Here is a 26,112-nt window from a genome sequence, read left to right as displayed (position 1 = left end):
CTCGGGACAATTCCGGGATTACTCGGCACGGGCGTCTGGCCAGTACCGGACGAAGGCCGGAATCGTTCCGTGCTGGGTCTCATAGTCCGACAGGCGCTCGAACACTGTGGCCCAATCGCGGGCTTCATCGCCGCGACGCACTTCGACGTACACATAGGATTTGTCGGTACTCAACACCGGGCATACTTTCCGTGCGAGCCTCAGGCATCGTCTGTCCATGGCACCGCCTTCGGCGACGTCGCCGCCTGAGACGGCGACCCATGCGTCGCCGTCGGACAGCGGCTCGCCGCAGACCTGGCACAGCCACGATCGTTGAGCCTCAAGCCCACGCTGTTCGTTGAGTGCGGTCCAGGCGACGCGGTCGCCGATGACGGGCGCCAGCCACGGGACGGGGAGGCCCTCCAGGACCGGCCGCGGCATGCCGCGCCCCGGCTGGTCCTGGAGGGAGACTTCCCCGGCGGGAATTCCGTCGCACGAGCAGTCGTCGTTGAGGCAGTAGGCGTACCGGGTGTCATCCAGCAGCGTCACCGGCTCCCGGCACCCCGGACACCGAGCAACGCCGGTGATTCCGCTCATCAACGCTTCCGGCACCGCTCTCGCCAGCGCAGCGCCTTCTCATCGGTGGTGGGGCTCAGTGCTTTGAGTACTGCGGCGGGCGCCTTGGCCTCGCTGGGTCCGTCGGTCTCCATCAGGTCGCGGTATCGGAACTTGGCGCCGCCAGCTTTGACCATGGGCACCACCAGTGCCCAGACCTTGCCGGTGCCCTTCGTGCGCACGGCGGCGTAGAAGACGTTCTCGACGGTCGCGGACTGCACGATCGTGTGGTTCGAGTATTCGAACAGTTCGCGTTCGAAGTGCGTGCGGTCGCTTTCGCCCGGCTGACGGACGGAAGTGATCCAGCCCATGGCTTTCTCCTGTTCGGCGCGTTGTGCGTGGACCAGGAGGTCAGGGCAGATCCCGGCCGGGCTGTCCAGGTTCGGCGAAGCCGATCGCGAAGCGACCTGGCTTGGACAGCCCGGCCGGGATCTGCCGACATCGCGGGGCCACAGCACGACCCGCAGAACCGGGCAGGCCTGGTCACCAGCCCGCCCGGGACCGACGTGTCAGGAGCGCCTCGGATACGCGACGCGCTCCCCAGCGGGGTGCGGTGCGCTTCCCGAGCGACGCGGCACGCGGGCGGCCAGCCGAACCAGGACTTCGCCGTGACAGGCTCAAGGTGCGCGCCAGCACCCCAGAGTCTTCCGCTCAGCTCACTGAGCGAGGCCAGCAGGTGCGGTTGCGTGGGCAGCCATTGTTCGTAACAGGCGATGACCTGCTCGCGAGTGCCGTGGGTGCCGATCTTGAACAGGTCTCCCCGTTTGCCGCCCCGGCCGATGTAGACGTGGTACCGGTCACGTTTGCAGTGGACGACCAGCGGGTGGGCCACGGTGTGCTCCTGTCCTGCGGACTCGTGATCGCCCGTCAGGCGAGGGCTTCGCCAGGTGAGGTCAGCCGAGCGGCTGTCGATCTGCGAGCCGCGGATCGGACCGGGAGCGAGGCCGGCGGGCGGCGAGGGTTCCGGCCCCGTGCTGTCCGGGCCGGGTTCATCGCCGCGTACCCGGTGCCGGTCTGATCGGTGTCAGCGTGGATCTATGCCCTCGGGCACCATCGGCAAGAAGGGGAATTCGCCGGAATAGGGATCAGCCGGGCAGTGCCGTCGGGAGGCCTTGGCGCTTGCCGCTTGGCTGCACCGGCGTATCTCACAACGGTGGCAGGGCTGTTTCGGGGTGGCGAGGTCCATCCTCGGCGCGTCGGCGACGTCGCCTCGCGGGTTGTTCACCTACCCGCGAGACGCGACGTCGGCGATGCGGGTCCCGTGCGGCTGGTTCACGAGAGGGGCCCCCTTGCGTCGACCACGAGGCGGCGCTGCGGCTTACGAACCGCTGCTGCCGGACTTGCCCGAACTGCCGAATCCCCCGCGGGTGATGGGGCCACCTTCGCGTGGGGCGCCGCCTCGCTGAACGGACGGGGCAACGCCGGTTGCGGACTTCGGGGCCGTGTAGCTACCTGCGGTGCTGACGATGCGCTGGCCGACCGGCGGCGCTATGTGGTTGGCCCCGGCGGGCATGTAGAACCACAGCGACGTCGTCGCTCCGGAACCGTCAGGCGCGCCGTCGAAGTTCTCGGGTGAGCTGGCGCACTGGTCGTCGTCGACGCGCTCACCAGTTCGCGGATCCTTGCAGATCGCGACGTAGTCGTAGTCACCGCCGAGCTCCGCGGGTGTGTCCAGGCCGCACGCGGCGACGAAATAGAACGCGCCGAGCGCGGGAACGAGCGCGAGGCGGGGAACGTGGCGGGAGCTGCGACGCCGGCGAGCCGTGATGGTCTGCTGGCGCGGGACATCAGAGGATGCTTCGGGGTGACACATCGTGTTCTCCAGGGCTGATGTTGGTGTCGTGGACGAACACACGCCCAGCGGGGCATTCCAGCCAGGGCAAGGGTTTCCGCGTCAGCGGCGCGAAGCGCCCTTGCCCTGGCTGGAATGGAGTGCTGTCGTCGTCAGTCCGCGCGAAACCCGCACTGGAGCCGACGAGTCACAGCCTGAATCCCGCGGCTACCCGGTGATGTCGGTGCGATGTGCGTGAAGCAGCACTGTGCGCACGCCGGTGCCGGACTCGGCGAAGGAGTCCTCCGGCAGGTCTTCGTAGCCGCCGTAGGTGGCGATCAGCTGCCGGATGTTCTCGTGGTTCTTGTCGCGGCGGAAGGTGAAGCCGTTCGGGGCGATCGCGATCAGCTGGCCTTCTGCGGCGAGCATGGTCCAGACGGTCAGAACGTGACTGATCCAAATCGTGGGCTGTCCTGGCAGCGCGAACGGCGGATTCATCACCGCCGCCGCGAAATGCTGGCGCGGCGCGGATTCGGCGAAGTCCTCCAGAGTGCTGTTGACGACCGTCAGCCGGGGATCGTCACCCAGCTGGGCGACGCGGTCGAGATTGGGCTCGACCGCCGTGACACGGACGCCAGGATTGGCCGCAAGGATCGCCCTCACGAGCGCACCGTCACCGGCGGAGGGTTCCAGTAACTCGGCTCCGGCCTCGAGGTCGGGGATGTCGGACTCGGTGACGATCTTCTCGGCGAGCCATGCCGGGGTGGCGAAGTAGCCCTCGGTCACTCTGGGCGGCGGGGTGATAGCGCCACCCGCGACGGCGTTCGCGATGGCTGTCCTGGGATCGCTGGTGAACAGGTGTGCTTTGGCCCTGCGGTTCCAGGTTCCGCCCAACGCTTCGAGAACGGCGTTGACTCCTTTGTAGAGCTTGCGGTCGAGCTGCCGGTCCGGCAGGTAGAGGCGGTTCTCCTCGATACGGCACTCGGCAAGAACCCGACGGACGGTGTCGTCAATGGAGATGGTGATGCGCACTGTTTTCCTCCTGGTCGGCGCGATGCGTGGACCAGGGCGGAGCAGCGGGACGGCGAGAAGGCCGGTCCAGGCTCGGCGAGGCCGACCGCGCAGCGGCGCCGGGCCTGGACCGGCCATCGCCGGGCTGCTGGCGTGGCCGGTCCACGCGCGCCGGAGGAGGACTTGCGCGCTATCACTCGAGTCGGGAGAAAGGGGCCGGTCGTCTCCGGTGCGCGCGGAAGACGACCGGCCCGGGGTACTGCTCAGGGCTGGAGGTTCTCAGGGCTGGGTTTCGGTGACGGTGATCTGGATGGCGAAGCGTTGCGTCGGCCTCTCCCACCCGTCGGGCGGGAAACTCGTCGGCTCGAAGATCCAGGTGCCGTCGCCTTGTGGCCGCATCCGGTATTCGATGGGGACGTCGCCTCCGGCCATGGTCCAGCCCTCCAGCCAGTCCTCGAGGGTTCCTCGTGCCCACTCGGTGACGTGGTCGGTGGTGAGCCTGTCGAAGTGGATGCTCATCGGCGGGTCCTTCGGGCGGAGCGGGTGTGACGTGGACGAGCGCGGTGCTCGCGCGGCGCCGGGGAGGTCCGCAGGACGGCGGGGGTTCCGGCCCTGCCCGGATCGGCAGCTGCCGTGAGGCGCGGCTTGCTGGGCGGGCAGGGCCGGGTTCATCGCCGCGTGCCTCTCCGGCGGTGTGCTCGAGTTCGTGCGGCCGAGTCACGAACGACGCCCAAGACGCCGGCTGCCGGGGCATAGCGACGCGCTCACCGAGAGGAACCAGTCAGGGCGGCCGGGTGGTTCCCGGCCGCCCTGCGGGGTCAGCGCTGGAAGGCGGCGGCGTGCCGCATCGCCGGGATGCCCTGGCGTTCCATCTCGTAGGCCTGGTCCGCGTCGCCGATGGTCTGCGCGGCACTGGTGACCGCGTGCAGCACGCCGCCGGAGGTACGGTCGCCGCCGTCGAAGAAGTGGTCCAGGATCGTCTTGCGCTCGGCTTCGGTGAACCGCAACTGCTTGCCGACGTACGCGAGTGTCGCCTCGACGTCACGCACCCGCACGCCGGCGTCGACCTCCACCTCGGCGATCTTGGCGTGTACGAAGTCCGGGTTGAGAAAGGTGTTCACCGCGTCGCGGGCCTGCTTGATCAACACGTCCAAGGCCGCCGCCTGGGTGTCGGCGCTCCAGCGGACCACGCCGTCGGCGAGTTTGCCGCCCAGGTGCACTTCGCGCATAGCGTCCTGGGTGAAGGTCATGCCGTTGTTGCAGACCTGAACGGTGATCCGCGGGGTGATCGAGAAGCTGCCGTGCCCGACCTCGGAGTTGCTGAAGACGAACCCGGCGAACACCACCGGGTTGTCCGCGCCTCGGCGGCCGGTGAACGGGCTAACGTAATTGCGCAACAGTTCGGGGGCGTAGGCGAAGACCTCGGGGCATCGAATCTGGACGTACATCCGGGTTTCGGTGAGGTCGCACTGGGAGACGTCCACGTGCACGCCGGCCAGCCGGATTCCTTCGAGGACGGCCATCAGTACATCGAGGTTGTCGACGAAGCGGTAGTTCTCCGACAGGAAGGCGCGGGAAATGCCGGGGGCACCGTCGACCCCGCGGAGGTTGCGTGCGAGGAACCGCTTGTTCGGATCCTCGGCGAGCCATTCGTTGATGTTGTGGTCGAGCAGGTCGAGGTGCCCGGTATCGCGCATCCGGCGCAGGTACTTCACCGGGATGCCGAGCTTGTCGGCGAAGCCGCCGTCGCAGGTGGCGGTGGGCACGAAGATTCCGGTGCTCGAGGTGACGCCGTCGAGGGTGATCGTCGGCTCGCCGATCCCGTCGATCGCGAGGCGCCCACCGACCATGCGCAGGTCACGGGCAGGGACGACGACGTCGAGCTTGGAGTCGTGCTGGCTTTGCAGAAGTTCGGCCATGTCGCGCAGGGTGGCGTTGCGCCGGGTGAGGACGGACTCCACGGTGGTCATCGCGTGGTGCTCCTTCGGGTGTCGTGGGGAACCGGCGTGTGGCGAGCGCCGGCGGACAGCGCCTGGCTTGGTTGCTGTTGCTCACCTCGTTGGCGGTGGGCGTGGCGCTCGTCCGGGCCGCCGATGCCTGGACCGGCCGGGGCCCGGCGCGGTCGGCCGACCGGGGTGGGATCGCCGGAGGCGACCGAGCAGAGCGAGGCGCGTCTCACCCGGTCGGCGCGGTCGTGCGGGCATCGGGCGCAGCCGGGCGCCGGTGGTCCAGAGTGCGCGGCCGCACCGGCGGCGGGCGAGCATCAGCATGCCGGGGTCAGTCCGCGATGGCGGGCAGGTCACGCCAACGGGGCATCACGCTGCGGCTTCTGCCGTCGGGTATACCTTCGGACTCGATTGACCAGCTGAATTGTGAGGATCAGACGATGCGCAGGACCACCGCACCGATCTACAGCAAGAACGGTGACGTCCTCGGCCACCTCGACCTGACCGGCGCGCACTGGCAAGGCGGCGAAGGTGTCGCAGACGGCGTCGAGGTCGTCGAGGTGGCGTTTGTTCAGCACACGGACGGCGTCATCTACACCGCGGTCCGGCGGACCCCTCCCCACACTGACGAGGACTTGGTCATGACGTACACCCCGACGGAATGGAGGCTGTTCGCGGCACGGGCCTCCACCGGCTACTTCGATCCTGAAGCTGTGATGGAGCGGCACCGCGAGCATGGCGGCTCAGCCACCGCATGATCGCCGGAGTTGGACACCGTCCTTTCCGGCTCGACCAGCCGTCTGCCCGCGCGGCTGCGGTGGGGCAGCACCCGATCCCTGACGTCGTTGACCTATAGCCGATACGCACAGACCGCAGGCAAGACTCTGCGGCAACCTGTGAGTGGACACGTTCCATCGCACCCGTTGTCCTTCTGGACAGTTGATCGTCAATAAGATGAAGCTACCGGCCGCAACAGCCCTGTTCCCGTTACGGTGAAAGAGTCGATCACTGCGAGTGAAGGGAAAGGATGTTTACGGTGGAGACCATTCCGGGGCTCGTGCTCACAGAGGCGATGTATGAGCGCACTGCTGCCGGCGTCGCCGAGTTCCCTCCGCACGTTGGCACGCTGAGCAGATCCCGCTTCGTGGACGCTGCCAACTGGCTCAATATTCCTGATCTCGACGGAGAAATCTCCAAGTCGGAGTTGACGCTTCTGGTGGGCGTGGAGGCAACAGTTAAGCTCAACGTGTGGTTCCGCCCGGACATTCGCGGCGGCGCCGAGGAACAGATTCCCCACAATCACCGCTGGAATTTACTTCGCGGCCACATTCTGCGAGGCGCGTACAGAGAGTTGCGATTCAGGCGGGTGAACGTCGATCCAGAGACGGACCGGGCCGACATTATCTTCGAGCCGCCAGCAACTTATTGCAGCCCGGATGTCAATGAGGTAGCGCACGGGGTCTTTCACGAAATCGACTGGTGTGAACCAGGCACCATGAGCCTGACGGTCTGCGACTACGGTGAATTCGGTGACTGGTCTCATCTGGATCTCGCCACCGGCATGCGTCGGAAAGATCAGCCGGTCGCTGGCTTCAGAACCATGCTCGCGGCCCTGAACCCGCACCGCCCCGACCTCCAGCTCAATGCCGGGTGAGCCGATCACTGCGCCCGGCGGGACGCAAGGACGTCCAGCGACAGCCGGCCGACGGTGACCAAAAATCCTGCAACTAGCCCCACCGATCGCCTGTCCGTCGAGTCGGCACGTGGCTTGATCAGGCGCGCAGGTCCGGATAGCCCAGCCTCGAAGGCGTCCCCCTTTGGCTCGGCGTCCCAGGAGCCGCAGGAGCGTCGGCCGTGGGCCAGGAGGGCGAGGTCTGCGGCATCCGGACCGGGTGGCAGGCGCACAACCGTGATGCGCAGTTCGGCCAGTGCTGACGCGATGATGTCCGGCCCAGCGTCGGCAGCGACGTGGGCCGCGACCATGCGGTGGGCGCTCGCCACCGGCGAGGAGCGCGTCGAGCCGGACGCGCAGGGGCCGGAGCGTCCGGATCGCGAAGTCGAGGTTAGCCAGATCCAGCGGGATGGTGCGATCGGCGGTGTTCCCCGCGCCACGCGGCGAAATCAGAACGGAGGTTCGTCGGCAGGCGCCGAGGTGGCGTCGTTGGCCCACTGGTCGCCGGACGTGCCGCCTCCGCCACCGGTGCCACGGCTGACCTTGTTCACCTTGGCGGTGGCGTAGCGCAGCGACGGGCCGATCTCATCGACCTCGAGCTCGACGACAGTGCGCTTCTCGCCTTCCTTGGTCTCGAAAGACCGCTGCTTGAGGCGCCCCTGCACGACGACACGCGCGCCGCGCGTCAGCGACTCGGCGACGTTCTCGGCCGCCTGGCGCCAGATGTTGCAGCGCAGGAACAGGGCCTCGCCGTCCTTCCACTCACCGGACTGCTTGTCCAGCGTGCGCGGGGTGGACGCGACAGTGAAGTTCGCGACCGCCGCACCGGAAGGAGTGAAGCGCAGCTCCGGGTCGGACGTGAGGTTGCCGATCACGGTGATGACGGTGTCTCCGGCCATGGGATCTCTCCTGATTCTATCAAGACACGTGTCGGTGTCCTGTGTGGTCGGTGGTTGTGGTGCGTGAACACGCGTCCCGCAGCGGGCCGGGACGGGCGAGGTGCAAGGCTCGGCGCTTGCGACGACCGCGTCAGCGGTTTGCCTTGACCCGCCCAGCCAGGTCTGCTGACGTGCTGCGAGTTCTCGTTCCACCACCGGCCAGCAACAACGACAGTAGTTGCGAGACAGGGAGATGTCTGGGAAGGACACCGGGGTGTTTCGCCGAGACCGGCTCAATCCGGCGACGGGGCATCGTGCCGGTCGGGCGTCCGCACGAGGTGATCACCGTTTCAGCCCCAGCGCTACTGATCAGGGCCTGCGGGACCGAGGACTGCGGCTACCACAGCCGCGCTGTCGAACGATGGCACGGCCCAGCTCGAATCAGAGAGCTGATCGGCTGCTCGATGCAGTGCGCTGCCTGGGGCAAGGTCAAGTGCTTCGGCGATCGAGCGCAATCGCTGTGCCGCAGTGGCTTCGAGACTGAGCACGTTCCATTTCCTCGCCAGGTCCAGTCCGGCGGCGGTGAGCTGAACGTAGCGACGCGGCGTGCCATAGGCGCCCCGTTCCTCACGTGTCCGCTGGGCGAAGCCTCGTTTGGTGAGAGTGTTGAGTGCCCCGTAGACGGAGGCGGACCGAAGCCCCGTTTCGCGGGCGATCTTCTCGCCGTAGGACTCGTGGTCTGGGGCGTGTGCGAGTGAGCGGACGATGAACTGCATCGAGATCGAGCGGTTGATTCCCGGCACGGTATGCCCTTTCCGTGGTTGCAGTGTGGGTGTGAACCGGCGTGCGCTGGCTACGAGGTGACAGCCGCGGCGTGCAGGGCCAGAAAGTCCTCAGCGGACATCGTGGGAACCCCGAGTTCGTTCGCTTTGGCGAGCTTGCTGCGGGCCGAGGAGCCAGCTCCGACGATGAGCAGGTCCGTCTTGGGCGTGACCGAGCCGGACGCGGTGGCACCGAGTCGTTCGGCGGCTTCCTGTGCCTGGGTCCGCGTCATGTTCGGGATCGCTCCGGTGATCACGACGCGCTTCCCCGCCAGCGATCCGTCCGCCACCGCCGGTGTGGTGTCGTGGACGGTCGCGATGCCCACAGCGATCAGCCGGTCGATGACTTCGTCGGCTTCGTGCAGGCCCGCGCTGATCCAGCACGCGGTCACCGTGCCGATGCCGTTGACTGCGGCGAGATCATCGGTGGTGGCAGCGCGCAGCGCGTCGAGCGTTCCGAAGTGCTGAGCCAGCGTGGGGCCCATACGGCGTCCGGTCCCGCGGATCCCGAGCGAGGTGATGTGTCGAGCCAGTGGTCGTTCCTTCGCCGCGGCGATGCCGGCGACCAGTTTGGCCGCGGTGGTCCTGCCGATGCGGCGCCCGACCGTGGTGCCGGGGCGCACGTACGATGCCTCGGCGATCCGGTCGGATGTCAGCGTGTACAGGTCGGCTAGGTCCCGGACGAGGTCGGCTTCCACGAGCGCGGCCGCGACCTCCTCCCCCAGTCCGTCGATGTCGAGGACGTCGCGGCTGGCGGCGTAGGTCAGCAAGGACACCAGCGAACAGGCCGGCGTGGTGCAGCGCCAGAGCTGCCCAGAGCGTTCCCAGGGCTGATCGCATTGCGGGCACCCGGCGGGCGGGATCCAGGGCACCACATCCTCCGGCTGCTCACCAGCGGCCGCGGTGACCCTGGGAATCACGTCGCCCGCGCGGACGACCGCAACGCGGGAACCGACACCAAGCCCCTGCTGAGCGATCCAGTCCACGTTGTGCAGGCTCGCGTAGCGGATCGTGGTCCCTGCCACCGTCACCGGGTCGATGACCGCCCGGAAGCCGGCGCGGCCGGTCCTGCCGACGGAGACATGGATCTCTCGCAGGATCGAGTAGGCGGTGTCTGGGGCCCACTTGTACGCCACGGCCCAGCGTGGCGCGCTGCTGTGGCTGCCCATCCGGGTGCGGACAACACGCGAGTCGGCCTTGATCACGGCCCCGTCGACCGGGAACCCGAGGCGTGGCCGCAGCTTCTCGAGCGCGTCGACGGCACGCTGCAGGTCCTCGGCACGGCGGCCGTAGGTCAGGGTGCCCGCGGGAAGCGCCCCGGCTGTGAGCATGGTCGCGGTGGTGATCCCGGACAAGCGGGTGTGGGCCATGCGTTCCAGGTGGCTGTCGACGTCCTCGAGGCCGTCACCGCTGATGGCGTAGGCGGCGAAGCTCATCGGCACGCTGTAAGTACGTTCGACCTTGCGGATCGAACCGGCGACCGCGTTACGCGGGTTGACAAACGGCGCCTTGCCGGCGGCGACACGAGCGTCGTTGGCGGCCTCGAAGTCGGCGTTGGTCATGAAGATCTCGCCGCGAACCGACCCGCTCCACGCATTCGGGAGGCTCACGGGCAGCCCGGCGACGCCGGGTTCACGGGTGACCTGGTGGGTGATGTCATCGCCTGCTGCGCCGTCTCCGCGGCTCACCGCGCGCACCAAGCGGCCGTCACGGTAGTCGACGTGGCAGGCCATGCCGTCGAACTTGGCCTCGACCACCGCCGTGCACGTGCTCAGCGTGTTCGTGAACTGCTCGAGTTCGGCGGCGGTGGTGATCTTGTCGAGGCTGAGCATCGGCGTCTCGTGCCGCACCGCTCCGCCCGATGCACCGGCGGCGACCGCGGTCGAGACACCGCGATCGTCCCACTGCGGATTCACCTCCATGCTCGCGGTGATGCGTGCGATCAGGTGGTCGTAGTCGCCGTCCGGCATGGTCAGTGTCTCGCCACCGAAGTAGGCCTTCGCGGCGGCGTGTGCTCGCCCGACGGCCTGCTCGAATTCGGTAAGACCGTCGAACGGGGTCGCTGATGCGGGGACGGAGTCCATGAGTACGTGCTCCTCGCTGGTGGTGACGTGGACCATGCGGGACAGCACGACGCGCCCGGCCCCGAGGGGCTCGGCGTTTGAGCCGACGCCCCGGATCGGGGGCCGGGCGCGTCGTGCTTCAGTCGCAGGGGCGCGTCACCAGCCGCGAGTCACGCTGTCTCGGATGTCACCGGGAGATAGGGCCAGGAGTCGGAGAGGCCCAGCTTCTGCAAGGCCGCGGGAAACAGGGGGAACAGCCGCGGGCTGTTCGCCGCGCACGGAACAGGGGTCCAGCCGACCGCAGTGATCTCCCAGCCAGTTTCGGCGCGGAGGCCGCGGGCGAAGCGGGAGAGCGCGCCGGCCAGCAGCGAGATCCCGGCGACCTCGGGACCGGCGGACAACTCAAGCCCGACCTCAAACCCGCCTTGCGGCAGAGAGCTGACCTGCATGATGGGCACCAAGGTTCGGTAGATGTACTCCTCCAGCAGAAGACGTGACCGCAATTCATCACGAAGCGACTGCACCTCGTCCAGGTACCGCGACGCGGGGTGTGCCTGGTCGATGGGCTGCTCGTTCCAGTCGGCCGCCGACGCCCGTTGCGGGTGATCAGGTGCGGCGCCCGCGAATGAGAACGCTTGGTCTGCGGACAGAGCACCTGTCTGAAGCGAATGTCCGGTCGCGAGGTCGCCGGGTACGTAGTTGACGATGTGCAGTTCGTCGACGTTCTGCTCGTCTCGACGCACCCACGTTCGCGCCGTGGTGACCTCGATGTAGTCGGCTCCAGGCGACCACGGGTGGATCCGGCGAGTCGCTGACTCCGGCAGCCGCAGCACCGCATGCACGGTCGGTCGCGACAACTCGGGGTCGAGCCGGTCATTCAAGCGCGCGGCCAGGGCACCGGGGACGTGGACAGGAAGTCCGCGACGCTGCGCGTACTTACGCAGCCGGTATTCCAACCTGGCGGGCGGCTCCGGCCACCCGAGGGATCGGCCGCAGCGGTCGTACACGAACTCGTCAACGGAGTCCCAGATGTTAAGCGCGGCGCCGATCGACCGTGCAGTCGCATCCGCAACATAAAAGGAACAACGCGCGGTGACGTTCGCAAGGTTCACGAAGTTCTCCCTCTGGGGCAAGTGAAGTGGGACGCAAGTCCAACCAGCGGGCGCGCAGGGGGCAGGCAAACGCTTTTCTTGCCTGCCCCCTGCGCGTCTGCTGTGGTCGCCGAGTACCGCAATCGCTTCCAGGGGCAGAACGCGGGATTCCTAGTGGGCATCGCCGACCGACCACTAACCTCGGCTCAACGCTGCGAGGCGCGATTTAATCGATGTCGATCACATCGGTTGAAAACCCGCTTCGGCATGAACAAGCGCCCACGACCACGGCTGCGCGGGACGTCGAGCGATGCTCACGGCCAGGATCACTGACGCGGTGCAGGGCCGGACTTGTGGAAACCATTTCAGTCCGGTAGCTCTCCGTGCGGGTGGTGGTCGGACCGCCCGGCGAGGGCGGCCCGACCACTAGTGCCACCGGAGAAACCCCACGTCGTGGTCTTACTTGCTGTCGTTGAGTAGTCCGAGGCGCGTGGCGATCACGATCGCTTCTGCGTTGCTGCTCGCGTTTAGTTTCTCGGGTGCTCGGCGTGTCAGGGTTTTGATGGTGTTATCGGTACGGCTGGTCAGGAAGCCGACACGCTTTTCCGTAAGTCCTTCGGCGAGCATAGATAGGACCTCTGCTTCCGCTCCCGTCAGTTTTGCCGGCTCCGGCTTTGGACCCTTGAGTAAACCGAGTTCAAGGGCTTTGCTCACTGCTTCCACTCGGGTACTTGCGCCCAACTTCTTCAGAAGGGTTTTCACCTGTTTGTCAACGGTGTGCCTGGATAGCCCGAGTTCATTGGCTGCCTTCTGGTTGGTGCACCCCTCGGCGATCTTCTCAAGGACTTTGCGCTCCGCAGGATAGATAACGATCTGAGCCATCTCGGTGTGCGCTCCCTCGTCGGCAGTGTGTGTACGCGTCGGCAGGAGCGGGCCGCCGGTTCGGGCGGGCCATGTGCTGAACGTGACGGTGCTCGGGAAAGCCCGCCCGAGCCGGTGGTCTGCTGTGCTGAGAGCGCCGCACGCGGCGAGAGGAACGAGCACCGGAAGGGCAACAGGTGCTGGGGAACCGGGCGGGTGAGGCGTGGCAAACTGTGGCCCTGCAACCCGCAAGCGCTCCGGGGAGAGGAAGTGCTCGATGTGGCCATTCAGGCGTAAGTCGATCGTCCTCGGCTGGGGCGCCTGTCTGTGGAGCGTTCAGTCACCGGAGCTTGCTCGTGATGACGACACGGGACTTCCGCTGGCGGAGTGGGCGACTGCGACGTGGATCGCCTGGGAGGCAGGGAGCAGGGCGTTCCGGGACAATCTGGATGACCCGCGCGACCTGTGCCCGGCCTGCTACCACGTCCTGCAGGCGGAGTCACAGGCTTTCGTGGCCAACCAGCAGTCGAAAGCCGCCGCACGCAGGCGTTGGGTGTGCCGCGTAGTCGATGCCGAACAGAGGCTTGCGTGCCTGGGCCCCTGCCGATGCGAGCACCGGCTCACTCCCGGACAAGCAGCCTCAGATGCGGCGAAAGTCCTGGCGAGATACAAGCTTTAGCGGACGGGCCCCACATGCGCAGTGGACTGCGATGCCGCCGCAATCCGGGCACGAAAAATTCGCTGGCCCATGGAGGACGACGTGCCGTTTCTTCTCGTCTCAGTGCCTGCGAACTCGTTCCGCAGCAAGGGATCTAGTCGACGTCATGACCCGAACCCTGCCTGCCCGGGCGGATCACCTCGCTGGAACAGCGGCTCGCCGCCTGGGAACACGAGCTGCTTCTGCGCGCAATCTCGCGGCGCACCCAGCGGATCGACCTCATCCTCCGGCAGATCCTGCGCCACCTCAGGCTGTTTGGCGTCTCCGAGCACGCTGTCGACATCGCGGTGGAACGCGGCCTCGACACCCGGCCGGATGATCAGGACGAACGGTCACTCGTCGGGGGCTGAAGACGCGGAGCAAGTCGAGGACGGCAGACCTGCGCATCGGGTGATCTGATCGAACAGGTCGAGCAGGCCGGCGCACGTTCGGCGCCCGCCCGGTCAGAAGCGGGCCAACGCGTCACGCATCGCGCTCTCCGGCACGCCCAGCCGTGCTGCCAGGGATTCCGGTGTGCCGCCGCAGGCGACGGCTTCGCGTGCCAGCAGCGTCTCCTGCCTGTCCAGCGCTCCGGGATCGAGCTCGCCCGGGTTGGCGCGGTCGAGGGTGAGCAGACGCAACGCGTCGACGACGTCATTCAACGCGACGTCGCCGCGGGTGGGTCTTCGCTCGCCGAGGACGTTGAGCAGCGGCGGGATGTCGGGGTGCGTCGCGCAGACCACGACGGCGCTGGAGTATGCGCTGGGGTCGACGAAGGGCACGCTGCCGTGGAAGCGGGCAAGCCGACCAGTGATCGACGCGCGTTCGCTTGCCAGGGCCGGCTCCCACTCGCGATGCCCGGCCGGTGTCGGGGCAGGCCCGAGCAGAGCATCCATGTTCTCGGGCGCGCCGAGCCACGCCAGGGTCTCGTCGGTGACGAGGGTGGCGACCATGTCCGCTGAGCAGTCGTCCTGCCAGGGCACGTCGGTCCCCTCGAACACGCCATTGAGCAGGACCCGGGGCTCTCCGTCTTCGCCCTCGAATGAGGTAACCGCGTCCACCTGGACGAGAGCACCGTCCTCGGGCCGCTCGATCAGGCTCCCGATGGGGAGCGCGCCGACCGTCGATTCCTCGCTGCCAGGCGTTGATTCAATCGATATCGATTGAGTTGAGGGTACGCCTGATGCTGATGCCACCTGTGGATCATTTGCTGCTGTGAGGGCCAGGCTGCGCAGTGGAGGTGATCGCGCGGATGACCGCAGCGTGGAGAAGTTCAGTGAGTGTCGCCTCTTGGTGGGTGCCGAGCCTTTCCCAGTAGCAGGCTCGCTCGAGGTGAAGGCGAAACGCGCCTGGGATTCGGATGCGGATTCTGTGGCCAGCAGCCGAGGTCGGTGTGTGTCGCACCGACTCCAGGCTTTCGACCTGGGAGGGTCTGTGTGGCAGTGCCGCGTAGGGCTTGGTCCATCCTCGAGCTTCGAGCTCGGCGTTGATGGCCGGCAAGATGAACCCCTCGGTGGTGACGACCAGTTCGCCTGTCTCCACCGCCTGGTGATAGTCCCGCTCGCAGCGCGCAAGAGCCCGCTTGCGGGTGACCGGGTCCCTGATGGCCTTCAGCGTCTCCTTCCGCTGACGCCACCACCTGCGAGCCCGTTCCCGTTCGGCTACCAACAAGGCGCACAGGGCGTCGTGCTGCTCATGAGCGAGGCCGATTGTTGCCGTAGTGACGCCGATGACGCGATCTAGCGCAGCGCGCATGACGTCGCCGGCGGTCAGAATCTCGGCGCGCAGCTCGTCGCGGTAGCGCGCGGCCAGCGCGTCAGGTTCTTCGCCTGGCCGACCATCTGGCAGATCCGGCGAGTCTCCATAGGTTTCGTAGAACGCCTCGAGCTGATTCACCAGGTCGATCTGCTCGTGGTAGCACGCCCGTTGCAGTCTGTCGTGCAGTTTGTCGTCCAGTCGCACAGCGATCTGATGCCTGCGGTCGCCATGCACCGCGGTGGAGCCCCAGCGCCGGCCACCACCCCGGGCGAGCAGCGGAAGCGGCTCGTACGGGCCGCCCCAGCCGAGCGCGTCCAGCTCAGCCTCGACGGCCGGAGCGATCAGCGCGTCGTGCGTGATGATCAGGCGGCCAGCCGAGATCTCGTCGTCGAGCTCCTTCTTCAGCTGGGCTCGCAGCTTGGTTCGCGCCGACGGGCTCTTGAGCTTCGCGATCTCCGCTTTCCTTGGAGCTTTCCATTGGCTGATGCGGAGTTGCTCCGCGCGCATCAGTTCCTTCAACGCGACGCGCTGATCGTGTAGCGGTACGAAGCTCTGCGTGCACATGATTTAAACGATATCGACTAAATTGCCGTCCCACCACGATGGCGCGCTACCAGAACACACCTATCCGCTGGCCTGACGGGCGTCCTCGGACTGGGGACCGGGGCGTTCCGGATCGAGGGCCTGCCGGGGCAGCTGGTTGAGGATCGCACCGTCGGTGCGCTGCATGATGGTCGCGATGACCGAGATGAGCGTGGAGGGATCCCTAGTCGACTCGGGTCCTTCGAACTGCGACTTCACGCGCTCGACAGGGACATCGAGAGCTGTAGCTATGCCCTCCACGACCTGCAGCGCCGGAACGGTGGGGTCGGCCGCGGTCCAGGCGGCGTGCAGCGCGGCCCGGAGTTCATCGGTCCACGGGTGGTAGGACCGTGTGGGTTTGCCGTAGCCACGCCGGCGTGGTTTGCGAGTCGTCGACCGCTGCCCGCTTGGAAAGGCTTCGCTCAGGAGCGGCCCCAGGTGTTCCAACGCGCTCCGGCTGGCAACTATGTGGCCTTCGGCGGTGACCTCGGCATCGGCGCCAGCGCCGAGCAGGTCGATGATGACCGTGTCGGTCCGGACAGGATCGGCACTGATCGTCAGGACATAGCGGTATCCGTCGACCTCGACCTCGTGGATGGACTGGAACTGGCTGCTATTACTGACCGGTGTGCTGGACATTTTGGGCGGGTCTCCTACTGGGGCTTGGGAAGGGTTGGCGTGTCTCGGTTCAGGGCGGGCAGCCCCGGAGCCTGGCGATGGCAGGCGCAGGTGGCCGGCGGCAAGAACGGACGTAGGCCCAGGTTGCTCCGGCACCTTTGCCGCCGACTACCGAGTCTGCTTCGCTCGGCTTCCGGGCTCCTCGCCCGACAGCCCTGGGCATTCCGCTCCCCCGTGCCGCCTACGCCTGGCCGCGCCGGCGTCCTGCGGATAGGTGGCCGCCCGCCGCCGTTCCACTAGAGCCGGGACCCGGATCGTGGCGCGATCCAGCCTCAACCAGTGACTACACGCTAAAAGACACGTGTGCTTTAGACTGTTCTCATGCGAGGGCAGGCGAGTTTCGATCGTGTGGCGATGAAGTCCATCCGTACGACCTTTCCCCGTTCCGACCGCGACCGGCCGGGACTGTCGCTGGACGAGCTTGCTAACCGTGTAGGGACATCTCGTCGTCAGCTCATCAGGTACGAGAAGGGCGAGGCGACGCCCGAGCCGGCACGTATTGCTGCGTTGGCCGCTGCCTTGGAGTGCGAGATTCGTGAACTGAGCGGCGCGACGGACGGCAACACTCTCAGGACGCTTCGATTGAACGCGAGGTCGACCTGCGGAAAGGTGACTCAGGTGCCGACAGCAGCCGTCGAGGTTGTCTGCGTGCACTGCGGCCTGCACCCACCCGGGCCGGCCGCGTTACTCGACCCCGAATTTAGCAGCGTCGCCAAGCATGTCCGATATGGCCACACTCTCAAAATGCAGGCGACACTCTCGGAGGCGCAGACGCGCAACGCCTCTCGTGGCAGGGTTGCCCCGTTCATGCTCCCGTCTGGCGACTGACTAATATGACGGATTCTTCTCTGCTGGATAAGTTTCCTGCCACACGCCGCGATAATTTGCTGCGCCGCTACGCGGTCAAGTGGGGTTTCGATCCGGATCAGGTCGAGCAAGTTGTTCAGGCCGGCGCCGATCAGCCGTGCAACTCTACGATCGAGCGCTACCGGATGTTACGGCGATCCTGGCAGACGATGGCCGCTATCACCTAGTCACAAACGGAAAACCTGGTTGCGCTGACACGAAGGCCCGCAAATCGCAGCGAAGCTACCGCCACACCATGACCTGCCACTGGTGGGTCATGGACGGGGTACGTCGATTTGGCAACTCGATTCCGATGGACGCTGAAAGATTCGAGTTTCGCGTGGCCTGGGTCGTTGAACTCGGCACCGAACGGATGCTGGCTGGCTCAGTGCCTCCGCACCTGAGATGCCCACTTCCGGTTTCGACGATGTGGCCACGATATCTGGGCGGCGATACGCCGATATCACGGATCCGTACCCGGCTCATCGCCGTGTTCGGTGAGGCTTGCGCAATTTGCGGCCGCGCTGCGCAATATGTTGATCACGATCACGACTCCGGGCTTGTCCGCGGAATGCTCTGTGAGTTTTGCAATGTTTCCGTCGAATGGTGCCCGCACCTTTCCGGGTGTGCCTTCGCCGACTACCTCGCTTCTCCGCCTGCTCACGCGCTGGCTATCCGCTACCCGAACCGTGGCCGCCGGCGTCCGGCGCCGTTGCCTACTCCCCCAGAAGGCGTGGCCCGTCGTGCCCAAGTCGAAGAGGCTGAGAAGCGCGCTCGGCAACAGTCATAGAGGGCTGATGGCGGCGCGTGCTCTCCATCGCATGCACCCGTGCCGATGTGGGCACCGGTGCGAAGGTCGTCTTCGTGCCCCCGACGCCACGGCCGGGTACACAACCGATGATCTCAGCGGGTCGCCTGATCGCGCTGCTGTCGCAAATCGACGCCCGGAACGGAGCCGTCACGGTGGCGACTCGCGACTCCTGTGCCGGTCTCCCAAATTTCGCCGTGGGTGGGTTCGGGCTTGTTGCTCGGCAAGCATCCGCGAGTGGCTGGGTTCCCGACCGGCGCCGATGTACGGCGCCGGTCGGGAACCTCAAGCAGGCCACGCTGAGACGGAAGCGCGGGTACCACCGTTCAGCCAGGCGGTCACGAGCGGCCGGGAAGAGCCAGCAGCCCAAGGTGCTGCGGGCAGTAGTTGTGGATTGCGGCCACGATGATCACGCTGGCCTCATCGGGGTAGAAGTTGCCGGCCAGCGGCCTCACTGCAGACGGCACGCTCTTGCTCTTGTCCAGTGCCACGCAGGCGGCCCTGCCGGGGCGCGTGTAGTCGACGGCCGGGGCGGGCGTCCTCAGCTCGACGTCGGCGTTGCGCAGCTCGGTGAGGTACAGGACGTCGGGAACGGTCAGGTCCGGACCTGGCTCCGGCTTGGGTGACAGCAGCGAACAGCCGGACAGGACGATGCTGGACACCGCGGTTGCGGCCGCGACAGTGAGAGCTCGTGAACGAAAGGGCACCTGGTGCCTCCTGGGGTGTTGGCGGTGCGTGGACGGGCACACGTCCAGCGGAGCGACCCAGGACTTGCAAGGCTCGGCGCAGCCGACCGCGTAGCGGCAGTCGGCCTTGCCTGTCCTGGGTGGTTCTGCAGCCCTTCGGGCGTCCACGCGGCCGGTGCCGCAGGCGGCGCCTGTCGTGATCAGGTCACGTGCCCCGTCGCGCCGCGGCCGCGGCCTCGCTGCGCAGACGGCGAACAACGGCGGATGGGCTACGCAAGGCGTCCTGGAAGAACCGGAGGTCGGCGATCCACGCGTCCTTGTAGTCTCCGCAGTCGACGCGGGTCCGGGAAGCGGGATCGACATAACTGCGGTGGCCTCGACAACGGTCACAGAGGGCGCGCCAGAATCTGCACGCCGGCGAGGACGCGTACCAGCCCTCGCTGGAGCAGCCTGGGCACTGGCACTGATGCCCCGCTGGCGGGGGCGTTCGCGGCAGCGGACCGCAGTAGTTGGTGGAGCGTGGGGTCGAAGAACTGGGCGTGGGTCGAGCCTCCGAAGCTGATCTGCCGTTCGAAGTGGTCCTTGGCCAACTCGGTGGCCGGCGGGGTGAACACGGCTTCGCTCTTTTCGGCGGAGACGGGCAGCCGGACACATCCGGCTGACGTGATGAGGCGGGTGGTCGACGAGGTGCACAAGTTCACGAGGCGCCATAGTGCGAGGCGGCGCCCCGGCCCCGGGGGTCGCCGGGTCCAGGGCGCTTCTGCGGTCAGTCCCACCAGATGCCGATCCGATAGGGGTGCTCGCCGGGCTTGCCGACCACCGGGTACTCGGTGACGGGGTTCTGCTGCACCGTGATCTCGTCGGCGCGCATCCGGCGGGCCCAGTCGATGACACGACTGGCGTAGTCCTGCCGCTGCTCGGCGGTGTACTTCTCCTCGGAGCCGACGGAGGTGTTGGTTGGTTCCATCTTGCGACGCCCGGGGTTGCCGATATCGCTGCGCCCGCGGCCGGATCTGGCGACACGACTGTGCACGCCTGGTGGTGCTGCTCTGGCTTTACAGCCTTGGGCAGTAAGTGTGGATCCTCGTCCGTGCTACGAACGTTGCCGCTCGGCCGCGCAGGCTATTGCTTCCGCAGCCAGGGTGTCCGCAAGCCGTCGGAGTGTGACGAACCCGGGATCGGGATGGGCATCGGTGCCATTGCCGCAGTGGGGGACGTGGTGCTGTGCCATTTCGACGCGTCTTTGCTGACGAGGCGCGTCCACTTTTGGTTCGAGTTCTGTACATCTGCGTGCGCTGAGGACCGGTCCGCGTGCAATTTGTGCTCGATTGTGACCCGGTAGGTGTCGGGAACGGCAGAGTCGCCGGTCTCGCGCCGGTATCGGTAAAATCGAATCACGCCATAGCGGTCGTCGGATTCTTCTGAGACCTCGTAGTAGCAGCGGGCTCCGTAGGGCAACGGAGTGTTCGGTTTGGGCATTGGTTCCTCCTGGCCGGTGCAGGTGCGAAAGGACCGGTGAAGACCGCGGGAATGACCGCTCCGATTCGGCGCACCGGTTAAAGGCGGTATCACGACCGGCATCGCAGGAGCGACTCGGCGTTGGTGCCTGTCCAGTCCATCCGCAATTCAGACGATCGGCAGTTCATACGTGCGCGTTCCCGTGTGCCGGACAGGTAGGGACGCTGAGGAACGTCCGCGTCCACGGTCGCCGGCTGGATTCGCTGGAGCAGTCGACGCCGCGCCGGAGCGAGCGTGGATTCCCGGTCAGCAACGCTGTGCCGCGGAGCCGCTGGGGAGCCCTACGTCGTCAGGGTGCAACGAATCCGTGGAACGCGTATCGGACCGCGATGACCGAGGCGTCGTCTCCTAGGACTGGTGAAGCCCAGTTCTGCCGGGAGCTCCACTTCACGACCCGGTCAACGCAACGCACGGTTGCCGAGCCCGGCTGCGTGAGCTGACGCATCGGCAGCTGCCCCGTCGGCATCACCCGTAGCGACGCTGGGATCGGATCCCGCTTGAGCTTGGGGTCTCCACCCGCAGTTCGTCTGATGTCAGCACTGATGTGGCGTCAGTACACGATCTCGATCAACCACACCTCAGGGTCACTGGTTTTGACGAAGACAACCTCGACGACGCCCAGAGTTTCAGCTGCCCAGTTTGCAATGTCAGGTCCGGGTTCTGCCGAGGTTGCAGCTATTGTCGCCTCAGCGGCATAGCCGATCCCGTCGTGTTCGGCCCCTATCACCCATTCGCTGGGTTTTCCCGCGTGCGTCCGGTTGACTCGCAGGTCCCATCCCGACGGGATGGTCTCCGGATTTTGTTCGCTCATGGGTGTCGATCCTCCGCTGGATGGTCACTGTCCCGTGCCCGGGCAGCCGTCGTGATGCTACGCATACCTTGACCAGTACCTCTTGGTGCTGCGGAACACTGAGAGATTGGCTGTCCAGGCTTTGGTGTCTCGCCTTCGGTCATCACCCTCCTGCAGGGCCGGGGTTGTCGGTCGGCGCGCGGGTTGCTTCTTGCTCGATCGCGGCGATTGCCTGGTCCAGATCTTCCAGGTAGAAGCCCTTGGGGTTCTTACCAGGGGCAAGGTTTGTATCTCGGCTTCGGTCGATCAGGCCGCGGGAGGCACTGCGGAGCTCGCCAAGCAGGTTCTTCTTGTCGACGGCGAATCCTCTTTGCCGAAGGCGCGGAAGTAGTTCCTCTCCGGATGCCCGTTCCGGGCGGCGTCCCTCCGAGCTGGAGATCGCGAGGATGGCCGAGCGGACTGCCAGTAGAAGCGCAGGCGTCTCGTCATGGTCGTCCGCATCGAGGATCTCGGTGCGCGCAGCCGTGAGGTGTGGGCGGTACGGAGCCCGTTCGCTGGCGCGCCGTACGGCTGCCAGGCGGCCGAGGCGGTAGAAGCGCACGAGGATCGGGATGGTTTCGACGTCGACGACGAACGCTTTACCGGCGTCATGGGGAGAGGTTTGCGTTGCTTGCCGGAAGAGGTGCGGTCGGACGCCGAGCTCGCGGAGGTGTTTGGGCAGGCCCTGTGCGTCTTCGGCGGACATGCCGAGGAAGACCTTGATGTGGACCTGACTCGCGAGGCGGGAGGTGCCCATCATGTCATTGACAGCGCGTTGGTTGGCCAGGACGACCCACACTCCTGCTTTTGCCCCGTAGGTCACGATGAACTCGACGAGGACTCTGAGGGTGTCGATCGCTGCGACCATCCCGTATTCGTCGATGACGACAACGTGACCGGGGCCGTCGACTGCGGGGTCAAAGTTCCGGGAGCCGAGGTTGGCGGTGTTGTGCCGGACCAGCCTGACCGCTGCGGCCAGAATCTTCTCCGCTTTGTCGATGTTCGGCCCGAACGCGTGGTCGCGCATCGAGGCCTTCCAGGACTTCAGGTCCGGACCATCGCTGAGATCGATCCCGACGATGTCGACGTCTTGGTCTGCGGTCAAGGCGTCAAGGAAGTCATGAAGTACACCGGACTTACCTGAGCCGGTGCGCCCGATGATCAGGACGTGTCGTGCGAACAGCTCGAGGATGAGTCGACCACCGTCGAAGCGTGTGGCGATCGCTACCTGGTCACGTACCGAGCCGAACGTGCGTTCAGGCGCGTCGATGGGTTCGGTGAGGAGGTCCTTCATGACGATGCGTAGCACCATGACCCGGGCGGCTTGCGGAACGCGTGAGAAGACCAGTCCGCCTGCGGGAGTGTTGAGATGCCGTTCGAGCGCTTCGAGTTTCGGCTCGGTGATGCCGTCGAGAAGTTGCAACGTGACCGTCCATCCCCAACCTCCGGGCTCGGCGCGGACACCTCCCTCGCTGACCTCAGCGCGAATCTTGCTGTTGACGAACGCGTCGCTGAGTGTGCGGGCCACTCCCCGAGCTGAGTCGCTGAGCGCGAGCCCACGAGGCATTTCGTGCTGTGCCTCTGCGTCTGCGGTCTCCTGGCGCGGGGGCCGGCCGACTAGGGCCAGCAGCGGCACGGTAACCACCATGATGGTGGCAAGCGCCCATGACGGGGTCGCGAGCCACAGCTCAGACCCCCAGTATTTGACAGCGAAGTATGCCGCGGCGGCGATGATGAGACTGAAGGCGACCGCGTTGCGGCGATCCCGCCGCAACTTCATCCGGGCCTGATGGGCTTTGTCCGGCACGTTGGCGTCGACCATGGCGTTGATGTGATCGACGGTTTCCGGTTGCCACAGCGCTCGCCAGAGTCCACGCACGGTGATGCCGATGCCTCTTAATGTCCACCATGAGGTCGCTGCGGCCAGGCGTGCCGCTGAACGTGCGAGGCGGCGCCGGCGAGCGCGGCGTTCTCCTTGCTGCACGACCTCCGCTCCTGGCTGCGCCCGCCTGGTACGCAGCGTGGTGGCAACTCGACGCCGAACGCGGTCGAACGGGCCGGGCTTGGGCGGCGCAGCGTCGGGGGCCTTGATGCCGATCGGGGAGTCGTCCTCATTCCCGCCGTCCGCAGGAGGGTGCGAGATGGTCTTGTCGTTCGTGGACGCTTGTAGGTCCGGAGAGTGATCCGGGGTTTGCTCCACGTAGGCACCGTCGCCACCGGCGGGAACGATCGCCCGCCGGGCTGTGTCGCGTTGTGCTGCTGTGGACTGATTTGCGCTGTCGTTCATCGTGCCTCGGTTCGGCGTGGCGGGTCTGGGTGGCCTAGCGGAGTACGGCCACCGAGGACACGGCGTGGCAGGACCTGGCCGCCACTGATCGCGGTCAGTGCTGCCGGCAGTCGGTAGGTCAGGTCCTGCCACACCGTGCCGCGCTGGTTGTGCTTGGCTCCGGAACCTCAGAGCCGCCGCGCCCATCTCCGGCGATCGAGTCCGTGTCGGGTTGATTCAAGGCGGTTGATCGGCTCATTGAGCGGCAGGTCGTCGCTCGCTGCCCGCGCCCTGAGTTCGATCGGATGACGCGTTAATCTCGTCTCGCAGGATCCGCGCACGTTTCGGGCTGCATCGAAGTCCTTTCTGGAGCCAGATGGCCTTTACCTCGGCAGGAGCCCATCCTTTGCTCTCGACCAGATCGTGTGCTTCGACGCGTAGTTGATCCAAAGTGCGGAACGACGATGCGGTGCGCGGTTCTCGATCGTGACGCTGATGCTGCGCTCCGCTATTGCGCTCGATCGGCTCCCCGTACGGATCATCGCCGTCACGCCGACGTTCGACGTGTCCGATCGTCTCGTCGACACCTTCGACGTGCAGTTGGTCCTGATGCGCGTGATCTGGCTTGCGCTGACTCACCGGCCGATCGGTCGCGAGTCCCGGCGAGGCGCCCTTCACGGGGTGACGATCGCTCGCGTCGTTCTCCCGCACGATCACTGACCTCGTCCGCGGTTTTCGCAGCCGACCGCTTCGCGGGAATCGCCAGTGGAGCCACCTCACCTTCCCGTCCGTGTTCAGCACTTCTCGATCATTGAAGGCGAGGTCCAGCCGCTGCACCCGATCACGCGTGATCCGACCAGTATCGATCGGAACGAACTCGATCGAGGTACCACCACCTGGCTCCGACCGTGCCGCCAACGGCAGGTGGATCGGCCGATCGCTTCTGCGTTCGATCGACGCCTCATGCTGATCGATCGACTCCCGGACCGACTTCGCCCACGATCGCATCGTCGATCGGTTCAACCATCGCTGCGCCGCACGTTCCCGAGCGGCGATCGCCAGGGCCTGGCCGACGTCCTCGATCCGATCCCGGACCGCGATCCGGTACGCGCTATAGGTCCATAGCGGGAACAGCACGACCTGATCGATCGGGAACCGCGGCCGGACCGGGCGCACAGGCAGCTTCCCCTCGTCGTGCAGTACGACGCGCTGCTGCCACCATTCGTGGATCTCCCACGCGACCGGCCCGGCCACGGAGAGCGCGGCGAGCAGCACGCCGTTGTGCACCCAGTTGCTGAACGCGGAGAAGGTGATCACTGCCCATCCGACCAGCCGGGCCCGGACTGCGCGGTCGCGGTAGCGGCGCGCGCTTCTAGCGATACTGAACATCCCGAGACCCAGCAGTTCGAGAGCGGTCGCACCGGCCGCAGGAAACGGGTGCGCCAGGTTCAAGACCTCGTGCAGGTACCGGTACTGGCTGTACCAGGCGGTCGCGGCGGCCATCGCTACGAGAAGCAAGATCAGCCGACCGGCGAGAGCCTGCTCGAACCGCTGCCGAAGAGACGCTCGCAGTTCCCGCCGAGCACGCCGTTTGAGGGCCTTCCGCCGCTTCCGGGTCGCCCTCCGGAGGCGAGCGGCTCTCTGCTCACGCCGAACCCGGCGGTCGCGGGCGAGTTCACGTGAGAGACGTTCCTTCTCCTTCAGCTCGAGGTCGGCGTTCTTGGCTGCGATCGCGCGCTGCAGGTCTGCGTCTGCGGCGCGGATCTCCGCGTCGACACTGCTTTCGACGGACGCGGCCGAGGTTGTCGACTGGTCGATGCCGGTGGCGCGGCGTGTCGCCGTTTTGGTCCATTTCACTCGTCTGTCCGTTTGTGCAAGAGCTCAACGGCGGGGTTCTCCGATGCCCACCACGTACACCACTTCACGAGTTCTTCCGGTTCACCGGGAGACGCGTAGCCCTGGCTACGGTGCTGCGCGAACGCGGCCGCCAACTGTATGGCTGCGTCCTGCTTTCGGCACACGACTGGGAGCGTTACCCCGACGGGATCTTCCTCGACCGCATAGGTGACATGCCAGGCATGCAGGTCGAGCCGGACAGCTTTGAGCGCGTCGGCGTCGTCGATCTGAACGGCGGGGCGTGGCCAGACGGTCATGTGATCGTCGCCGGCGCGGAAGGCGGGCACTGGGATCCTGAACCGATCGACGATCGGCTCAATCAGGAGATTCGATCGGTAGCCGATCGGCTGCGAGCCCCCGCTGGTCTCGGGTTGTTCATTGCGATCGGTGGTGTTGTCGTCAGGATCGACGATCGGTGATGAACCTGTATCGACGCGATCAGTTTGCTGGATGCGCATCAGATGCACACTCCCGCGTAGCGATCGGCCGCGCGCTTGGCCGACTCGTCGTGCTTTCGGGCGATCTCGTCCGCGATGGATGCGGTGATCCTGTTCGCTGCGTGTCCGAGGCGATCGGCGCCGTCGTCCAGGAGACTCGCGATGTGGGTGAATACGGGGCCTGCGTGCGTCGCTTGGCCGATCAGAAGACCGACCATGGCGCCTGCAGGGCCGGCGACCACGTAGCCGATCACGGCTCCGGTCATCGGGCCGCTCGCCTTCGCTGCGAGGTGCAGCAGGCTGGTTGCCAGGTAGGCGATGACATAGAAGCCAGACCATCGCCAGGAAGGCAGAACCGCCAGCGCTTCACGAACACCGGTGGCCGTCACTTGGTCTCACCACC

At 66.4% G+C, this 26,112-nt stretch carries 27 protein-coding genes and 1 pseudogene; 5 read left to right on the top strand and 23 right to left on the bottom strand.

The window, feature by feature from the left end; translation table 11 throughout:
- Positions 1-18: 18 nt before the first annotated feature.
- The 7 genes and pseudogenes from ACLJQ7_RS01120 to ACLJQ7_RS01090 all read right to left on the bottom strand — a co-directional run bounded on the left by ACLJQ7_RS01120 (position 19) and on the right by ACLJQ7_RS01090 (position 5,346).
- A complete protein-coding gene (locus tag ACLJQ7_RS01120; protein WP_410646202.1) occupies positions 19-528 on the bottom strand; it encodes a hypothetical protein in 510 nt (169 codons plus the stop codon).
- A 47-nt stretch (positions 529-575) separates the two neighbouring features.
- A complete protein-coding gene (locus ACLJQ7_RS01115; protein WP_410647016.1) occupies positions 576-905 on the bottom strand; it encodes a hypothetical protein in 330 nt (109 codons plus the stop codon).
- Positions 906-1,249: 344 nt separating this feature from the next.
- Positions 1,250-1,426, bottom strand: a pseudogene (locus ACLJQ7_RS01110) (DUF4326 domain-containing protein); the annotation flags it as partial.
- A 486-nt stretch (positions 1,427-1,912) separates the two neighbouring features.
- Positions 1,913-2,407: a hypothetical protein gene (locus ACLJQ7_RS01105; protein ID WP_410646201.1), complete on the bottom strand. Its 495-nt coding sequence runs from the start codon at positions 2,405-2,407 to the stop codon at positions 1,913-1,915.
- Positions 2,408-2,593: 186 nt separating this feature from the next.
- Complete coding sequence (locus ACLJQ7_RS01100) at positions 2,594-3,397, bottom strand: hypothetical protein (protein ID WP_410646200.1); 804 nt, start codon at positions 3,395-3,397, stop codon at positions 2,594-2,596.
- A gap of 258 nt (positions 3,398-3,655) precedes the next feature.
- Positions 3,656-3,895, bottom strand: a complete 240-nt coding sequence (locus ACLJQ7_RS01095) for a hypothetical protein (RefSeq protein WP_410646199.1) — start codon at positions 3,893-3,895, stop codon at positions 3,656-3,658.
- Between the two features lie 299 nt (positions 3,896-4,194).
- The gene (locus ACLJQ7_RS01090) at positions 4,195-5,346 is read right to left on the bottom strand and encodes a DUF932 domain-containing protein (protein ID WP_410646198.1); all 1,152 of its coding nucleotides are present in this window, start codon (positions 5,344-5,346) and stop codon (positions 4,195-4,197) included.
- A 416-nt stretch (positions 5,347-5,762) separates the two neighbouring features.
- On the opposite strand from ACLJQ7_RS01090, the gene ACLJQ7_RS01085 reads away from it, so the two are divergent.
- Together ACLJQ7_RS01085 and ACLJQ7_RS01080 are read left to right on the top strand one after the other, a co-directional pair.
- Positions 5,763-6,080, top strand: a complete 318-nt coding sequence (locus tag ACLJQ7_RS01085) for a DUF397 domain-containing protein (protein ID WP_410646197.1) — start codon at positions 5,763-5,765, stop codon at positions 6,078-6,080.
- A gap of 278 nt (positions 6,081-6,358) precedes the next feature.
- Entirely contained in the window at positions 6,359-6,976 is a 618-nt protein-coding gene (locus ACLJQ7_RS01080; RefSeq protein ID WP_410646196.1) for a hypothetical protein, read from the top strand.
- A gap of 467 nt (positions 6,977-7,443) precedes the next feature.
- Here ACLJQ7_RS01080 and ACLJQ7_RS01075 read toward each other — a convergent pair whose 3' ends face one another.
- From ACLJQ7_RS01075 to ACLJQ7_RS01040, 8 genes are all read right to left on the bottom strand, one after another.
- Positions 7,444-7,893, bottom strand: a complete 450-nt coding sequence (locus tag ACLJQ7_RS01075) for a single-stranded DNA-binding protein (RefSeq protein ID WP_410646195.1) — start codon at positions 7,891-7,893, stop codon at positions 7,444-7,446.
- Positions 7,894-8,234: 341 nt separating this feature from the next.
- Positions 8,235-8,675 carry a hypothetical protein gene (locus ACLJQ7_RS01070; RefSeq protein WP_410646194.1) on the bottom strand — a complete coding sequence of 147 codons (441 nt, stop codon included), beginning with the start codon at positions 8,673-8,675 and terminating at the stop codon, positions 8,235-8,237.
- A gap of 50 nt (positions 8,676-8,725) precedes the next feature.
- A complete protein-coding gene (ligA, locus tag ACLJQ7_RS01065) occupies positions 8,726-10,777 on the bottom strand; it encodes an NAD-dependent DNA ligase LigA (protein WP_410646193.1) in 2,052 nt (683 codons plus the stop codon).
- A 149-nt stretch (positions 10,778-10,926) separates the two neighbouring features.
- Entirely contained in the window at positions 10,927-11,868 is a 942-nt protein-coding gene (locus ACLJQ7_RS01060) for a hypothetical protein (RefSeq protein WP_410646192.1), read from the bottom strand.
- A 438-nt stretch (positions 11,869-12,306) separates the two neighbouring features.
- A complete protein-coding gene (locus tag ACLJQ7_RS01055) occupies positions 12,307-12,729 on the bottom strand; it encodes a LuxR C-terminal-related transcriptional regulator (RefSeq protein ID WP_410646191.1) in 423 nt (140 codons plus the stop codon).
- A gap of 1,140 nt (positions 12,730-13,869) precedes the next feature.
- A complete protein-coding gene (locus ACLJQ7_RS01050; protein WP_410646190.1) occupies positions 13,870-14,601 on the bottom strand; it encodes a hypothetical protein in 732 nt (243 codons plus the stop codon).
- Positions 14,602-14,608: 7 nt separating this feature from the next.
- The gene (locus ACLJQ7_RS01045) at positions 14,609-15,727 is read right to left on the bottom strand and encodes a hypothetical protein (protein WP_410646189.1); all 1,119 of its coding nucleotides are present in this window, start codon (positions 15,725-15,727) and stop codon (positions 14,609-14,611) included.
- Between the two features lie 60 nt (positions 15,728-15,787).
- Positions 15,788-16,384, bottom strand: a complete 597-nt coding sequence (locus ACLJQ7_RS01040; protein ID WP_410646188.1) for a hypothetical protein — start codon at positions 16,382-16,384, stop codon at positions 15,788-15,790.
- 360 nt (positions 16,385-16,744) lie between these two features.
- Here ACLJQ7_RS01040 and ACLJQ7_RS01035 point away from each other — a divergent pair, with 360 nt between their 5' ends.
- The 3 genes from ACLJQ7_RS01035 (at position 16,745) to ACLJQ7_RS01025 (ending at position 18,059) form a co-directional block, all read left to right on the top strand.
- Positions 16,745-17,251: a helix-turn-helix domain-containing protein gene (locus ACLJQ7_RS01035; protein ID WP_410646187.1), complete on the top strand. Its 507-nt coding sequence runs from the start codon at positions 16,745-16,747 to the stop codon at positions 17,249-17,251.
- Between the two features lie 5 nt (positions 17,252-17,256).
- Positions 17,257-17,457, top strand: coding sequence for a hypothetical protein (locus ACLJQ7_RS01030; protein WP_410646186.1), 201 nt, complete (start codon positions 17,257-17,259; stop codon positions 17,455-17,457).
- Between the two features lie 68 nt (positions 17,458-17,525).
- Positions 17,526-18,059 carry an endonuclease domain-containing protein gene (locus ACLJQ7_RS01025; RefSeq protein ID WP_410646185.1) on the top strand — a complete coding sequence of 178 codons (534 nt, stop codon included), beginning with the start codon at positions 17,526-17,528 and terminating at the stop codon, positions 18,057-18,059.
- Between the two features lie 356 nt (positions 18,060-18,415).
- On the opposite strand, the gene ACLJQ7_RS01020 is transcribed toward ACLJQ7_RS01025, so the two are convergent.
- The 8 genes from ACLJQ7_RS01020 to ACLJQ7_RS00985 form a co-directional block, all read right to left on the bottom strand.
- Complete coding sequence (locus ACLJQ7_RS01020) at positions 18,416-18,739, bottom strand: DUF732 domain-containing protein (RefSeq protein WP_410646184.1); 324 nt, start codon at positions 18,737-18,739, stop codon at positions 18,416-18,418.
- Between the two features lie 410 nt (positions 18,740-19,149).
- The gene (locus ACLJQ7_RS01015) at positions 19,150-19,464 is read right to left on the bottom strand and encodes a hypothetical protein (protein ID WP_410646183.1); all 315 of its coding nucleotides are present in this window, start codon (positions 19,462-19,464) and stop codon (positions 19,150-19,152) included.
- 65 nt (positions 19,465-19,529) lie between these two features.
- Complete coding sequence (locus ACLJQ7_RS01010; RefSeq protein ID WP_410646182.1) at positions 19,530-19,730, bottom strand: hypothetical protein; 201 nt, start codon at positions 19,728-19,730, stop codon at positions 19,530-19,532.
- A gap of 1,101 nt (positions 19,731-20,831) precedes the next feature.
- Positions 20,832-21,092 carry a hypothetical protein gene (locus ACLJQ7_RS01005; RefSeq protein WP_410646181.1) on the bottom strand — a complete coding sequence of 87 codons (261 nt, stop codon included), beginning with the start codon at positions 21,090-21,092 and terminating at the stop codon, positions 20,832-20,834.
- A gap of 142 nt (positions 21,093-21,234) precedes the next feature.
- Positions 21,235-23,397, bottom strand: coding sequence for a hypothetical protein (locus ACLJQ7_RS01000; RefSeq protein ID WP_410646180.1), 2,163 nt, complete (start codon positions 23,395-23,397; stop codon positions 21,235-21,237).
- A 234-nt stretch (positions 23,398-23,631) separates the two neighbouring features.
- Positions 23,632-25,233 (bottom strand): DUF2637 domain-containing protein, encoded by a 1,602-nt coding sequence (locus tag ACLJQ7_RS00995; protein WP_410646179.1) that lies wholly within the window; start codon positions 25,231-25,233, stop codon positions 23,632-23,634.
- Positions 25,230-25,730 carry a hypothetical protein gene (locus tag ACLJQ7_RS00990; RefSeq protein WP_410646178.1) on the bottom strand — a complete coding sequence of 167 codons (501 nt, stop codon included), beginning with the start codon at positions 25,728-25,730 and terminating at the stop codon, positions 25,230-25,232. The genes ACLJQ7_RS00995 and ACLJQ7_RS00990 overlap by 4 nt, the downstream gene beginning before the upstream one ends.
- Positions 25,730-26,098, bottom strand: a complete 369-nt coding sequence (locus ACLJQ7_RS00985) for a hypothetical protein (protein ID WP_410646177.1) — start codon at positions 26,096-26,098, stop codon at positions 25,730-25,732. Before ACLJQ7_RS00985 ends, ACLJQ7_RS00990 begins: the two co-directional genes overlap by 1 nt.
- Between the last annotated feature and the right edge of the window lie 14 nt (positions 26,099-26,112).

This window comes from Amycolatopsis sp. cmx-4-54 (assembly GCF_046548895.1).
Classification (GTDB): Bacteria; Actinomycetota; Actinomycetes; order Mycobacteriales; family Pseudonocardiaceae; genus Amycolatopsis.
Note: the sequence above shows the minus strand (reverse complement) of the source record. Positions and strands in the feature narration are given on the sequence as shown.

Coding starts and splice junctions, on each gene's coding strand:
- ACLJQ7_RS01105 (WP_410646201.1), bottom strand. CDS start 2,407: ATGTGTCACCCCGAAGCATCCTCTGATGTCCCGCGCCAGCAGACCATC.
- ACLJQ7_RS01005 (WP_410646181.1), bottom strand. CDS start 21,092: ATGAGCGAACAAAATCCGGAGACCATCCCGTCGGGATGGGACCTGCGA.
- ACLJQ7_RS01090 (WP_410646198.1), bottom strand. CDS start 5,346: ATGACCACCGTGGAGTCCGTCCTCACCCGGCGCAACGCCACCCTGCGC.
- ACLJQ7_RS01055 (WP_410646191.1), bottom strand. CDS start 12,729: ATGGCTCAGATCGTTATCTATCCTGCGGAGCGCAAAGTCCTTGAGAAG.
- ACLJQ7_RS01035 (WP_410646187.1), top strand. CDS start 16,745: ATGCGAGGGCAGGCGAGTTTCGATCGTGTGGCGATGAAGTCCATCCGT.
- ACLJQ7_RS01075 (WP_410646195.1), bottom strand. CDS start 7,893: ATGGCCGGAGACACCGTCATCACCGTGATCGGCAACCTCACGTCCGAC.
- ACLJQ7_RS00990 (WP_410646178.1), bottom strand. CDS start 25,730: ATGCGCATCCAGCAAACTGATCGCGTCGATACAGGTTCATCACCGATC.
- ACLJQ7_RS01030 (WP_410646186.1), top strand. CDS start 17,257: ATGACGGATTCTTCTCTGCTGGATAAGTTTCCTGCCACACGCCGCGAT.
- ACLJQ7_RS01085 (WP_410646197.1), top strand. CDS start 5,763: ATGCGCAGGACCACCGCACCGATCTACAGCAAGAACGGTGACGTCCTC.
- ACLJQ7_RS01045 (WP_410646189.1), bottom strand. CDS start 15,727: ATGTGCACGCAGAGCTTCGTACCGCTACACGATCAGCGCGTCGCGTTG.
- ACLJQ7_RS01025 (WP_410646185.1), top strand. CDS start 17,526: ATGACCTGCCACTGGTGGGTCATGGACGGGGTACGTCGATTTGGCAAC.
- ACLJQ7_RS01000 (WP_410646180.1), bottom strand. CDS start 23,397: ATGAACGACAGCGCAAATCAGTCCACAGCAGCACAACGCGACACAGCC.
- ACLJQ7_RS01095 (WP_410646199.1), bottom strand. CDS start 3,895: ATGAGCATCCACTTCGACAGGCTCACCACCGACCACGTCACCGAGTGG.
- ACLJQ7_RS01010 (WP_410646182.1), bottom strand. CDS start 19,730: ATGGAACCAACCAACACCTCCGTCGGCTCCGAGGAGAAGTACACCGCC.
- ACLJQ7_RS01115 (WP_410647016.1), bottom strand. CDS start 905: ATGGGCTGGATCACTTCCGTCCGTCAGCCGGGCGAAAGCGACCGCACG.
- ligA (WP_410646193.1), bottom strand. CDS start 10,777: ATGGACTCCGTCCCCGCATCAGCGACCCCGTTCGACGGTCTTACCGAA.
- ACLJQ7_RS01040 (WP_410646188.1), bottom strand. CDS start 16,384: ATGTCCAGCACACCGGTCAGTAATAGCAGCCAGTTCCAGTCCATCCAC.